We start from the raw sequence: 13,547 nt of genomic DNA on the forward strand, positions 1-13,547 counted from the left end.
GATTCCTTCTTCACCTTTAGCTGTCAATATTTTTTACTGAAGGACGATAAAACCCTTTCATCCACTCAACTGCATCCTTATTAGCCACATCGCGTAATGTTTCCACATTCTCGTAGGCCATGATTGATCCTGCCTGCAATAAAATAATTTGATCTAAAATAGGCTCTACCTCATATAATTCATGTGTGGATAGCAAAATCGTTTGATTTTCGATGTCCGTAAATTGAATTAAGCCTTTAATCAGCTGCTCTCTCACAATTGGGTCTAGCCCAGCAAATGGTTCGTCCATGACATAATAAGGAACCTCTCGTCCAAGGGTGGCAGCCATTTTCATGCGACCACGATTACCCTTTGATAATTGGCGTAGCTTTGTGCGCGTATCTACCTGTAAAAATTGTGCGACGATACAGGCTTTATCATAGGAAAAATCTTCAAATTGCGAAGCATAATGCTGGAAAAGCTGTTCACCCGTGTAGTACTCAAAAAATAAATCTGTATCTGGTAAATAAGCAATTTTGTCAGCACTTCTACGTGTGACTGGCTTACCCTCTAGTGTGATCTCACCAGCAGTGGGTCTCAGTAAACCAGCCAAAACTTTCATAAGCGTAGATTTACCACTACCATTTTCCCCAACTAGTCCAATGATTTGTCCAATCGGAAAGGAGAAGGATAGATCCTGTAAAACTGGCTTTTTCTTATATTGAAAAGATACATTTGATAGCTGTAACATCCCTTCACCTCACGCTTTATTTTTCAAAACCACAAGCATCTCTTCCTTCGAAAAGCCTAATGCCTCAATCGATGTTAAAAAATTTTCAGCCAGCTGATTTTTCATCTCTTCACGCAATAACTCAATGCGCTCCTCATTGCTCGTAATAAATGTACCCTGTCCTCGTTTGGTTTCCGTTATATTCATTGCCTCTAACTCCTTGTATACACGTTGCACCGTATTGACATTGACACCTGTTTCTACTGCATATTCTCGAACAGAGGGAAGTCGATCACCTAGCTCCAACTTCCCCTTCAAAATGTCTCCACAAATTCGATCGACAAGCTGGCTATAAATGGGTTTGTCACGCGAAAAATCCATCGTCATCGTAAAACCACCCTTTCAAGCCACTTCGATGCTGCTAAAAACAGCAGAAGTAGTAATAACGTAATGGCTATTTCCTCAACGACATATATCGAGCCAAGCATCCATTCCATCGTCATTTCTTTCGCTTTTGGTAGATAGTGTTCGATGTTTTGAAGCGAAACTTCCCCATGGAGGAAGATCGTTCGATACAGCTGACTCTCCGTTACCCGCGCCCAACCAGCTGTGGTTACATAAAACACAATCATTGTCAGCACAATTGAAAAACGACCTATTATGCGCTTCAATTGCAAATAAAAAGCTAAAAAGAATAAAAGAACGATAAATAGCATTAATTGTAAAATCGCCAATATAATAACAATTATTACCAAAACTAGTAAAATTTTTCCAGCGCTCGCGATCAGCTCATCCTTAATATTGAAAATGGCTATACTCGTAAAAAGGATAGTGAAGAGGACATATCCTACTAATGAGCAAACCAATTTTGCTCCGATAAGCTTTGTGATAGAGCTTGTTGAATGGAGCCAGCTCTCCTTTGCTTTAATGTCAAATCGCATCGATGCCAAAAATTGTATAACAGAATAAAATCCGCCTAGAAAAAGGACGAGCATCGTAAATACAAACTCTAGCTGATTTTCCTGTGCAAAGAGATCAACAAACTGATGTAAGATATAGGGAACTATCCAAGATAGCATAAGTCCCATAAATATCCCTACTAGAAACCATGAGCGATAAAGTACCCATTCTTTTTTTAAAAGTCCTGAAAAGCTTTTCAATCACAACACCTCGTGTCATAGTGTACTAGTTACATATTACACTATGACTTTTTTGTTAGCAAGTGGCAAATACAAGAAAAAGGAAATTTTGTTTACTCAACAATTACGCTTATGCTCAAAGAAGGTATTCACCTATTAAACACAGAATATATGGATAGCACTCTAACACTAAGCGTAAGGTGGTACTTGAATGGATAAAAGAGTTGTCTTTGATTTTGAAATTGAATTTACCAATGGTGGTGGTATACAAGGGCAGGATTTTCGCCTTGATATTGAAGGAAATGACATATCGGACGAAGAGCTAGCTAAGTATATTGTGGAAGATATGAGGTTGCTCATGGTTGGCAAGGTAACGATCCTAAACAAAAAAATTATTAATGAAAAACATAAACGAAAACCTCTTGATGAGCAAGAAAGGATATGAAGCTCGTTGAAAGCGATACTATTTGATTTAGATGATACCTTACTTAATCGAGATCATGCTGTCGATAACCTGTTTTATATTATTTTGGAAAAATACTATGGTGCTGTTCAGGGTATGCTCAAAAAGGACATGTTGGAAAAATTTAAGGAATACGATAAAAGAGACTATGGGATTGCCGATAAAACCAATGTTTTATCATCGTTTTTTGATGCGTTTCCATCAACTTTTCAATTGCCTCGCCATGACATGCAAGATTTTTGGGATCAGCAGTTTCCATATTGCTTTTCTATCGATCAACATATGTTGAAGGTTCTCCAAACGATTAAGAAGCAAGTACAAGTTGGCATTATCACAAACGGCTCTACACAGCGACAAAAGGCTAAAATCACACATACAGGTTTAGCTAGCTATTTTGATGTTATCCTTATTTCGGAGGAAGTAGGCTTAACTAAGCCTGACAAACGCATATTTGAATTAGCTCTACATCAGCTCCAAGTTCAGCCAAATGAAGCCTTATTCGTTGGGGATGACTTAGCAAAAGATATTGCTGGTTGTCAGCAAGCAAGGATGAAGGGCATATGGTACAATCCTCCTCGGCTCACGAATCCTACTGACATTAAACCTGATGCAGTGATTCATTCATTTGAGCAATTAATAAAAGGAAGAGCCCTGTTTAACTAGGACTCTTCCTTTGACTGTTACACCATTTTCCCTACTACTTTTACCTTCAATCTTGTTGCATTTTCTGGATGATACGCGAGAGGTGTTTCTTCTACTTCCACTAGCTCAATGGTACCCTCAAGAGCACCTGCTAATACGGCTTGTTTCACAGCCTTGTTTTGTGCATCCTTCAAGGATTCCTCACGCGGTTCTTTGGAATAAATATAAATTTGCTCATATTGACCACTAATTTGTGCAATCGAGGCTCCGATGGCATTCGCAACACCACCGTATTCAGATTTTACAATTGTGGAAACACCCCGAATCTTTTCTGGCACAATGATACCACCACCCCCTACTAAGACTAGTGACACATCCTCTGAGGAAGTTTTCATCTTATCAATCGCCTGTTCTAGTAACGAAGAAATTTCTTCTTGAACGGCTTTGGCAAAGGCTTCATCAATATGTGCCACTAACGTGGAATCACCTACATCTGCTAAGCCTAAACGGACAGCGATATCTGTTGTCGTTAAGGTCGAGCCACCGAAAACAAGGGCCTCCTCACTGATTTTATAGCCTACACTATCCGGCCCGACTGTAATTATGTTGCCGTTCACACGAACAATACTTCCCCCGCCAAGTCCGACTGAAATAATATCTGGCATCCTAAAGTTTGTCCGAATGTCTCCCACTTCAACTGCGACCGAGGATTCTCGCGGGAAACCATCCTGTAATACACCGATATCTGAAGTGGTACCCCCAACATCCAATACCATTGTGTTTTGAATTTGGGATAAATACGATGCTCCACGGATACTATTTGTTGGTCCACAGGCAATTGTTAAAATTGGGAATTGCTTGGCGTAGTCGATAGACATTAATGTACCGTCATTCTGGCATAGATACACCTCTACATCAAAAATGCCTTCCGCTTGTAACGCCTGTACAAAGCCCTGTGTTGTTGTCTCAATCACCTTACATAATGCAGCATTTAGAATCGTAGCATTTTCACGTTCTATTAACCCGACTGAACCTATTAATGAGGAGCAGGAAATTGGGAATTCCTCGCCATAGACTTCTTGAATCCATTCACGAACCTGCAATTCTTGATCATTTTTAATAGAGGAAAAGACACCAACAATCGCAATGGATTCTACTTGACCACGCCATTCCTCTAGTAGTTTTGTAATTTCCTGTTGATCAAGCGCACTCAATAATTGGCCGTCATATTCATAACCACCATGGGCAATGGCATAATTACCAGATAATTTATCAATCATATCCGCTGGCCAAGCTGTATAAGGGAGTACGGAAGCCGTCGCTGGATAACCTAGTCGAATGACACCAACCTTTGCTAGCTTTTTACGTTCAACAATGGCATTGGTGCATTGTGTTGTCCCTAACATCGCATGAGTAATTTTTGTTTTGTCAATATTTGCACCCTCTAGTAATTGTTGCAGTGACTTTTCAATCCCTGTTTTAATATCTAAGCTTGTTGGTGATTTCACACTGTAAATAAGCTGGCTATTATGGTCTAAAAGGATGGCATCTGTGTTTGTTCCACCTACATCGATTCCAATTTTATACATGCTCTGCTACCTCCTTTTTCACCAATTCCTCAATTGGCGTATACTCATATTCATAGCCAAAGTATTTGGGTCCAGCTGTTTCAATACCTTTTGCTGTACGCCATTTTTCATGTGCTGGTAAGCCAATCACACGCACACGTTTACCATATTTTAAGCTCTCTGTTGTAACAGGCAATAAAGTTTCATAATCCACCAAACAAATTAAGTCTGGTGTCATCGCTATAACCTGCCCGTTTTTCTCAGCTAATAAGTTTTCATTTTGGAAATGAACCTTCATTTGATCATTTTTATAAGATTCAATACCTTCAAGATTCATTTTACCTAGGTTAAAGCCACCCTTCGTTTCACGAATAACATCCACTATTTTTCCTTGGAAAAGCTCATATCCTTCCGCAAGCTTTAAAAGGCTTTGTAGCTTATCGTTCACCTCTTGATCTTTTGAGGCAATAATTTCACCGATTTTTTCAGAAAGCGTCACTATATGATGAACACCGCTTTGTTTAATTTGTGCACCCGTTGTTGGGTAGAGGCTCACTAAAGAACTAGCGCCCATTTCTACTGTTGCTGTTCGGGCGATACGCTCGGTCCATTTATTATCAATCGTTTCAAAAATACCAATATTCCCTTTTTCATCAGTGATGGCCATTGGCGTTGCCGAAATCCCATCTAAGTGGAATGTCACCATTTGTAATTCCGGAAATGCACGCCCCATGCCATCACAATCAATCAATGGTAAGCCAAGCTGTGCTGCTACTACAATAGGAATCATCGAATTGACCCCACCTGCTTCCATTGGATAGGTGCCTGCAATTTTTTCTTTTCCTAAATATTGGGCAAGCTTTTGGAAAACCTTAACAAACTCATCGCCACGTGGGAATTTTTCTACTAAAACTGATGGTGCCCCCATCATTGCAGCTGGAATGAAAAAATCATCATCCGCAATTTCATCCACTGAATACAACTTTACAGGGCCATTTTTTTCGATAGCAGAAAGCGCCATTAATTTTCCAATATAGGGATCTCCTCCCCCACCTGTTCCTAAAAATGCTGCCCCTATGGCAATATGTTCAATAGCTGCCTGATCTAAATATCTCATCTATGTTCCTCCAATATGACCGTTTTTTGTACAGATACACGATACCCAACATAATAAATCACGAATGAAATAATGATGCCAATCATCGGTTGGTTTGGTAGCGCTGGCAATGCAGGGAATAAGGAAAATACCACTGGCATACAGGCAATTACAGCACCTACTAGCCAAGAAAATACACCTAATCGATTGACCCCTTCAACTTCCTGCCAGTTATCTGTTTTGCCTTTATGAATGACCCAGTAGGAAGCAATCATCACCCCTGCAACAGGCGGAATCATCGCCGATAAAATTGACATGATAGGTGTAAAATAATTTAAAATCCCTACAACGGCTAAGATTGTGCCAATTGTACCCGCCACACCTATGGCTAATCGTTCTTTGTTTTTAGCAACATCAAATACATTAATTAAGGCAATTCCACCTGAAATTGCATTGACCAAATTGGTTTTCCATGTTGCTAAAATCAGACCCACTCCACCAATAAAGGGTGTTGCGATATGCAGAAAGACTGCTGTAATATCACTTGTTTGATAGGCAATCGTTAAGACAGCTCCCACAGCAATCATTAGCACCCCTGCAGGAATAATCCCTAATGTAGCGGCTTTGAAAACGTCTGAACGATTTTTTGAAAATTGCGAATAATCACCCGCGATAACAGCCCCTAATGCAAAGGACCCAATCGTTACAGCTAAACCATCCATAAAGCTCATATTGCCCTGTGGCTGATAATCCCGAACGAGCTGTAGTTGCTCACCAGTTAATATTTGACCTAAACCATACAGACAAATGATGACGAGCAATGGTACGGCGATATAGCTTAAAATACGCAACACCTTCATCCCATAAAGTGCGGATACGACCATGACCATACCACTAATGAATGAAGCGATTGGAATAGGTATATTCAAATGATAGATTGCTAATAAATTTGCTAAGGCTACGCCACACACATTGGCCTGAATGCCAAACCACCCTAAGCAAGCAATAGCTAAGATAATGGATAATATTGTACGAGAGCCCTTTTTTCCAAACACTTGTCCTGCTATATGGACAGTGGGCTTTCCTAAATCACTGCTTTGCATGCCTTGCAAAATCATGATGATCACGACAATAGCATAGCCTACAAAAGCAACAGCCAGTGCCTTTGATAAACTCATATTGGTAATCAGTGCGTTACCGACTAATAAACTGGGAATACAAATCATGGCACCAGCCCAAATAATGCCTAAGCTATACCAAGATTGACCTTTATTTTCATTTTGCATGTGACTCCCTCCTTATTTGGTGATGGATTAATGTTTTTAATTATAGAAGATAGGTAAGAGTTGAGTCTTTTGCGCAAATGAAAAAAATAATCTGAAATTTTGTTCAAAATGACAAAATTTCAGATTATTCTAATCATTAATCAATCGATATAGCATGCAAGCCATGTAGGCATCATAAAATTCCGAATATACGGTAACATCTGTGCCAATCAGCTCACTAATTTTTTTGATGCGGTATTTCACCGTGTTTTTATGGATATAGAGGAGCTCTGCACAGCGCTCCACACTAGCATTTGCATCTAATAAAAAGGTTATCAAAGTCTGCAAGGAATCATGGTCACGTATAATGGGTTCAATTACAGACAAATATTCTTCAATCATTTCCTCGCCCTGCTTACTGACATCAATTGCCCTTTTCATGGAGCGCACTTCCGCTGCAGTAAACAATTTTCGCATCGGATAAATCGTATGGGCTTTGTCCCCCACCTGATTGACCAATTGATACATTTGACGAACAGACTTTGTATTTCTCATTTTAGGTGCATAAACAATTTCTGCGATTTGGGCATCATACTGAGTAGTTTCACTATATTCAATGGCAATCTCAAACTCATGATACTTATAAAAGCAATTGCCTACCAGTACAATCATACAATGGTCAATGCATTGGATGACTCTTGTTTGATAATATTTGGACAGTTGCTCTTCTAATTCATCGCGAATTCTTTTTTCGTCTGCTAAATCATGCATGTAGACAAGCCACATCATTTGAATGGCGGAAACATCAATATGAAGAAGATTGGCTAATCTTCTCATTTTCTCCCCTTCGTCATTGATAATAGCTTTAACTAAGGCATATTCACTAACCTCATCATGCTTGTCTCCCCATAAATTTATGGCTACTTGCACAACCTCACTTACTTTTTCAATTGTCTTAGCAGGTAATTTTGTATTTTCTTTAATCAGAAATAAAAATAGCGGCTCGCCATTTTTTTGATGTACTCTTTTATAGTCTACGACACAGGCGACATCACTTCTTAGCAGCTCGAGCTTGCCTGCTTCCCTCTGAAAATTGGATTGGGAGCATTCTTCAATGACATTCGCTACATCTAATGATGAATTTCGTGGCCACATCACTTGGTTCACAATGTCAAAATGACTATTGGTGAGCACAATATTCGCCTTTAAACGATCTGAAAGCATTTTCAGTGTAATTTCAACACTTCTTAAATGCTCAGGTAGTAACGATACCTTTTCTAATGTCTCTTTGACAAAATGATCATTAACGCCTTGATTACTAACAATCGCTTCCATAACCTCATAGATAACCTCGTTATAGCGCAGTGAATAATCATTTCGCGGCATACAAATGATAATAAAGCCTTGTGCCTCCGCTAACGCAAGCACTTCTTCTGGAATATCAGGCAATACAATGCCGACATAATATAAAATAAGCCCCAGCTCTCCTAAATCATGTAAATGCTGTATCGTTTCACATTGCTGCTCCACACTATCTCGAATGGAGTAAAAGGAGCTAATGACAAGCTCCTCTGCATACCATTCCTCCTGTACACGGTTAATAATTTTCGAATAAAAATCAACATTCGATACCTCTAATACAGATAGAGATGATACGGTACGGTGCAGATTATCTTGCCCTGTTAACACCTCTGCCCCTCGAAAAGATGGCAATTGTAATAATTCATTGACCGTTACCCCATGTTCCACCACCACTTTTCTTTACAACTCTTTTGAAGAAGAATACCATATCCCCTACTATCTTTCAAAATACAGTTTGCTCTCTATTTTAACTGGTAGCTTGTTAGTGTTAAAATAGTAACTAAATGGATAAGATCAGAGAGGAAAATGAGGATGTCTAATCAGACAAAAACCATTGGTACAAAAATCCGACACAGTCTACAGGCAGATTGTCAAAGCTGTTTTGGCTTGTGCTGTACCGCTTTAAATATTGTGGCTTCTAGTGATTTTGCAATCAATAAACCCGCAGGTACGCCATGTCCTAATTTGCAGGATAACTATAGCTGTCACATACATAGTCAGCTACGAGAAACAGGTTTTAAGGGCTGTACCGTTTTTGATTGCCTAGGCGCAGGTCAACAGGTTTCACAGGTGACATTTCATGGACAGGATTGGCGACAATCTCGTGAGCATGCTGACAAGATGTTTCGTGTTTTTCCTATTATGGAACAGCTTTACGAAATGATTGCATATGTGGCGGAGGCTTTGTCCTATCAGGTGGATAATATGCTTTATGAACAGCTAATTGCTCAATTGAAGCACCTACAGCAGACAATAGCTCAGGATGCAGATTCCTTATTAGCATTGGATATGGTAGCTATTCGTATGCCGATCAATGCACTATTGCTCCAAACTAGCGAACAAATTCGCCAGCACAGTGTGAAGGGAAAGGCTTCTAGAAACTTGAATCAGCGTGGGGCTAATTGGATGGGCAAAAATTTAAAAGGCAAGGATTTACGAGCGACTGATCTAAGGGGGAGTTATTTAATAGCAGCTAATCTTCAAGATGCGAATTTACAGGGAGTAGATTTCATCGGGGCTGATTTGCGAGATACCAATTTACGCGGTGCTGATCTTTCAACAAGTCTGTTTTTAACCCAAATGCAAATCAACGCCGCACAGGGGGATCGTTCGACTAAATTACCTTCATATATAAAACGACCTGCTCATTGGCAATAAAAAAAGGTAGATGGCGTTTTACGCTCATCTACCCTTTTTCATTAGGCTTGTTTCTTTTTATAAAGCACAGTAGCCGTCACTAACACAAGTAAAATAGACTGTCCTATGATTGTTTCCACCGTTGGATAGAAGCCAATCAAGCTAATAACAGGTAAGCCATCAACAATCGTTGTGGACAGATTATCTGTCAGCTGCAAAGTATGCAGACTGACACCAATAATTTTAAAGGCTAGCACATAAATTAAAATAGTTGCTACTGCAAAAAATTTGTGAATTGGAATTTTGCCACTTGCTTTAAATAACACAACTGCAAGTACAGCAAGAATGAGCAGTGCCACCACAATTCCAAGTATAAACTGCGACGTTTCCATTTTAGGTGCAATCCCCGCATAAAAGACTAGTGTTTCTGCACCTTCACGGAAGACCGATAAAAAGCTAATCATAGCCATCGCAAAAATAGAGCCACTCGAAATGGCATTACCCATTTGTTTGGAAATATAGCGATTCCAACTGACCACGCTTGATTTACTATGCAGCCAAATACCCACACCGATCATCATCGCTGCAGCAATTAACCCTACATAGCCTTCCATTAACTCGCGATTCGTATCAATCGTTGCCGAATTTAAAATCGTCGACATAAGGATGGCAGCTACGGCGGATAATAGAACGCCGACAAACGCTCCGACATAAATCCATTTGCGCATCTTGTTTTGTCCTGATTTATTAAGGAATGACACTAAGGCTAAAATAATCAGTAATGCCTCTAGTCCTTCGCGTAATAAAATTAACGCAGCGTCCCAAATGGTGTAATCGGTATCCCCTTGAATTAGCTCAATTTCAGTACGGAATGTATTTAATTGTTTGGTAATAGCTTGCTGATCGACGTTGGATTTTAATAAATCACTCGCGATAATCGGCATATCACTTTCAATTTTCGTGTAAAGACTACCATTACGTGTGGAGATTTCAATTTCTACGCTTGGCCAAATGGTAATAAACTCACGTATTTTATTTGAAGCTGCCTGGTAATCACCAGCGTTGACAAAATCATTGGCCTCATCTATATAGGCAATTAATGTCGCTAATGAATACTCTCCCTTTACCACTTCGGCTGTTTCTTTACCAGCTACAAAATCCTCAATCGTTTGCTTTAAAGCAGCAAATTGAGATTGCATAAGCGCTACATTAGGCTCCTCAGCAGAAATAGAGATACGAAGAAATGCCATTTGTGTTTCGATTTGCCCGTACATTGCGATACTTTGTTCACGCACAGGTCGCTCATTTTTATTCCATTTACTATTAAAATCTTTGTAGGCTTCATCAATGGCCTGAATATCACCACTTGCTAAAGCTTTTTCAAAGTCTGCCATTATCGGCTTAAATTTTTGTCCAAACTCTGCTCGCTGTGCCGCTTCATCCACTGGATTTTCAAGCTTTTCTAATGCACGCAATGCATTGGATAGTGCGGATAGCTCCTCTAAACGTTCATCCTTGGACGTTGCCTCAGTAGCCTGTGCAAGGATTTCATCAACCTTTGCTTTTGCCTCTTTCTGCTCTGAAGATACTTTAGCCCAATCAACAGCAAATTGTTCAAGTGCCTGCTTGGCCTCCGCCTCTTTATCCTTCTTTGTATTCATCAGTGCATCACTAATCGCAATATAGAGATGACTATAGGACTGCGCAGCTTGCACAGGTAAAGCTAAAGTCAGCATAAGGGCAAACACGATACTATAGCGCGTTAAAAAGTGCTTCACCTAAATAACTCCCCTTTTGTACACCAGGGAAGCAAGCAAACACGGCACTGCCTCGATGGGTAATGTACTCATTCATTTTATCCATACGCCCTAAGCTATTTTGGATGGTTGTAAATTGGGCTGGGTCTTTTTGAAAAGAAATAAAGATTAGCCCCGCATCATGGGTCCCTGTATTCGACATCACGCCTGACGCATAAGAATAAGAGCGTCGCAAAATACGCGCACCTGATTTCCGCGCCAAATGGACATGTGATGTATCAGGCATTATATAATTGCCCTTATCATCCTTTGCCTCTACATCAAAATCATCGAATTCCTTTGTTTTGCCAAAAGGTGCCCCACTGTCGCGGTAACGGCCAAATGTTGCCTCTTGATCTTTCAATGATGTACGATCCCAAGTTTCAAGATGCATTTGAACTTTACGTGCAATTAAATAAGAGCCACCCTTTAACCAACCTTTATCCACCCACACGACCTCATTTAAGTCTTTTTCATCCGTAATGGCTGGATTTACAGTACCGTCCTTAAAGGCGAAGAGGTTTCGTGGTGTCCCTCCACTAGCTGGAAACGAGTTAAAGCCCGCCTGTGACCATTTTATTTCTACTTTACCTGAAGCAGCTCGTACTAGATTACGAACAGCATGGAAGGCCACCTGCGGATCATCTGCACAAGCCTGAATACACAAATCACCACCTGTGTATTCTTTCTGTAGCTGATCTTTAGGGAAATGTGGTAAATCCTTTAGCTCCGCTGGTTTTAAATGCTGGATGCCCAGTTTATCAAATAATGAAGGCCCGACACCAATGGTAATGGATAGATTAGATGCATCTAAGCCCTCTGCCTCTCCAGTATCGCCAGTTGGCACTCTTGTATTTGTCGATACATCGACCATGACTTCACCATTCATTAAACGCACAACAAGGGGTGTCCATTGCTGGAACAACGCTTGTAGTTCCTTCTTTGATGTCACTAATACATCTAAAGAAGCAAAATAAATATTCGTCTGTACAGGTGTCACAATACCTGACTGATGCTTGCCATAGAAATTGACCTTATTGCTAGCCGTCGTGCTATCTGCTACTGGCTCAAAGACATCATAGCCCATTGCTTTCATGACACCACCCAAGCCAGAGGCACCGATGGCAACACCTGCCACACCGATACCTGTTAGCTTTAACATATCACGTCTAGAAATTTTTTTATTTATAAATTTTTCCTCGTTTGACGTTGTCATTGTTTATGTTCACTCCAAAATGATACCCATTTGACTTAATGGTTCTCCAAGCTGATTCACCGCTGCTGCCAGTGCTTTTGTGTTTTCCTCCGTTAATTCTTCGTAAGATATATAGCCACCATCAGCCGTTGTATGCTGTGCTAATAAATCGTCTACTGCTTTGAATTTTTCATCAAGTGTTGCCACTAATGTAGAATCTTTTGCTTCTAATTTTGAGCGTAAAATCTCAAAGATTTTTTCTGCGCCTTCAATATTCGCTTTAAAATCATAAAGGTCTGTATGAGAGTAAATTTCTTCCTCACCTGTAATTTTAGATGTTGATACTTCATTTAATAAATCTACTGCACCTGTAATCATTAAGTCAGGTGTCACTTCCACTGTTTGCACAAGTGCATGCAATTCCTTCGCATCTGCAAGAAGCTGATCTGCTACAGCCTCATAACCTTTTGTTGTATTTTCTTCCCAAAGCGCATACTCAAGCTTATGGTAGCCTGACCATTCTTCCTCACCCTTACCTTCTTCTTGAATATCTGCTAAACGTCCATCGATGCGAGGGTCAAGATCACCGAAGCTTTCCGCAATTGGCTCAGAGCGTTCAAAATACATACGTGCTGGCGCATACGCTGCCTTTGCCCCTTCAATATCGCCTGCTTTGAATAGGTTCACAAATTTCTCTGTATCTAGTAAAAATTGATCCATTTGCTCTAACGCAAATTGTTGATAGGCTGATAATTCAGAAGATAAATCCACCTCTTTTGTACCTTGCTCCGCCTGTTCTGTTGCTGGCTTATCTTCTTTTTTTACTTCTTCTGTATTGCCACAGCCAGCCATTAAAATGCCTCCTGCTACTAATACCGACAAAAATGATTTGTTTTTCATACTTCGTACCTACTTCCGAATTTGTTTTATATTGTGATGATAATGATTATCATCAT

The 13,547-nt window shown here is 40.0% G+C and carries 13 protein-coding genes; 3 read left to right on the plus strand and 10 right to left on the minus strand.

Features of this window, described 5'->3' with window-relative positions:
• Nucleotides 1–16 precede the first annotated feature (16 nt).
• The 3 genes from AAJG31_RS04775 to AAJG31_RS04785 are packed head-to-tail and all read right to left on the minus strand — an operon-like array spanning nt 17 to nt 1,869.
• Nucleotides 17–730 (minus strand): ABC transporter ATP-binding protein, encoded by a 714-nt coding sequence (locus AAJG31_RS04775; protein WP_048390349.1) that lies wholly within the window; start codon nt 728–730, stop codon nt 17–19.
• Nucleotides 731–739: 9 nt separating this feature from the next.
• Complete coding sequence (locus AAJG31_RS04780; protein ID WP_048390347.1) at nt 740–1,096, minus strand: GntR family transcriptional regulator; 357 nt, start codon at nt 1,094–1,096, stop codon at nt 740–742.
• On the minus strand, nt 1,093–1,869 hold the full coding sequence (locus AAJG31_RS04785) for a hypothetical protein (RefSeq protein ID WP_279494636.1): 777 nt from the start codon (nt 1,867–1,869) through the stop codon (nt 1,093–1,095). Before AAJG31_RS04785 ends, AAJG31_RS04780 begins: the two co-directional genes overlap by 4 nt.
• 190 nt (nt 1,870–2,059) lie before the next feature.
• On the opposite strand from AAJG31_RS04785, the gene AAJG31_RS04790 reads away from it, so the two are divergent.
• Both AAJG31_RS04790 and AAJG31_RS04795 read left to right on the plus strand, forming a co-directional pair.
• Nucleotides 2,060–2,293: a cyclase gene (locus tag AAJG31_RS04790; protein ID WP_279494635.1), complete on the plus strand. Its 234-nt coding sequence runs from the start codon at nt 2,060–2,062 to the stop codon at nt 2,291–2,293.
• A gap of 6 nt (nt 2,294–2,299) precedes the next feature.
• Complete coding sequence (locus AAJG31_RS04795; protein WP_279494634.1) at nt 2,300–2,974, plus strand: HAD family hydrolase; 675 nt, start codon at nt 2,300–2,302, stop codon at nt 2,972–2,974.
• 17 nt (nt 2,975–2,991) lie between these two features.
• Here the strand turns inward: AAJG31_RS04795 and AAJG31_RS04800 are convergent, their stop codons facing one another.
• The 4 genes from AAJG31_RS04800 to AAJG31_RS04815 all read right to left on the minus strand — a co-directional run bounded on the left by AAJG31_RS04800 (nt 2,992) and on the right by AAJG31_RS04815 (nt 8,637).
• Nucleotides 2,992–4,542 carry a hydantoinase/oxoprolinase family protein gene (locus tag AAJG31_RS04800; protein ID WP_279494633.1) on the minus strand — a complete coding sequence of 517 codons (1,551 nt, stop codon included), beginning with the start codon at nt 4,540–4,542 and terminating at the stop codon, nt 2,992–2,994.
• A complete protein-coding gene (locus AAJG31_RS04805; RefSeq protein WP_237900318.1) occupies nt 4,535–5,638 on the minus strand; it encodes a DUF917 domain-containing protein in 1,104 nt (367 codons plus the stop codon). The genes AAJG31_RS04800 and AAJG31_RS04805 overlap by 8 nt, the downstream gene beginning before the upstream one ends.
• Nucleotides 5,635–6,903: a cytosine permease gene (locus AAJG31_RS04810; RefSeq protein ID WP_259948815.1), complete on the minus strand. Its 1,269-nt coding sequence runs from the start codon at nt 6,901–6,903 to the stop codon at nt 5,635–5,637. The genes AAJG31_RS04805 and AAJG31_RS04810 overlap by 4 nt, the downstream gene beginning before the upstream one ends.
• 129 nt (nt 6,904–7,032) lie before the next feature.
• On the minus strand, nt 7,033–8,637 hold the full coding sequence (locus AAJG31_RS04815; protein ID WP_345803572.1) for a PucR family transcriptional regulator ligand-binding domain-containing protein: 1,605 nt from the start codon (nt 8,635–8,637) through the stop codon (nt 7,033–7,035).
• 138 nt (nt 8,638–8,775) lie between these two features.
• On the opposite strand from AAJG31_RS04815, the gene AAJG31_RS04820 reads away from it, so the two are divergent.
• Complete coding sequence (locus tag AAJG31_RS04820; protein ID WP_279494629.1) at nt 8,776–9,621, plus strand: pentapeptide repeat-containing protein; 846 nt, start codon at nt 8,776–8,778, stop codon at nt 9,619–9,621.
• 41 nt (nt 9,622–9,662) lie between these two features.
• Here the strand turns inward: AAJG31_RS04820 and AAJG31_RS04825 are convergent, their stop codons facing one another.
• From AAJG31_RS04825 to efeO, 3 genes are read right to left on the minus strand one after another with little or no spacing between them, the layout of a single operon-like run.
• Nucleotides 9,663–11,378 (minus strand): FTR1 family protein, encoded by a 1,716-nt coding sequence (locus tag AAJG31_RS04825; RefSeq protein ID WP_279494628.1) that lies wholly within the window; start codon nt 11,376–11,378, stop codon nt 9,663–9,665.
• Entirely contained in the window at nt 11,353–12,612 is a 1,260-nt protein-coding gene (efeB, locus tag AAJG31_RS04830; RefSeq protein ID WP_048390318.1) for an iron uptake transporter deferrochelatase/peroxidase subunit, read from the minus strand. The genes AAJG31_RS04825 and efeB overlap by 26 nt, the downstream gene beginning before the upstream one ends.
• 9 nt (nt 12,613–12,621) lie before the next feature.
• Nucleotides 12,622–13,491 carry an iron uptake system protein EfeO gene (efeO, locus tag AAJG31_RS04835; RefSeq protein ID WP_103117847.1) on the minus strand — a complete coding sequence of 290 codons (870 nt, stop codon included), beginning with the start codon at nt 13,489–13,491 and terminating at the stop codon, nt 12,622–12,624.
• Nucleotides 13,492–13,547: the final 56 nt, after the last annotated feature.

Source organism: Lysinibacillus sp. BS3 (assembly GCF_039614735.1).
GTDB lineage: Bacteria > Bacillota > Bacilli > Bacillales_A > Planococcaceae > Lysinibacillus > Lysinibacillus capsici.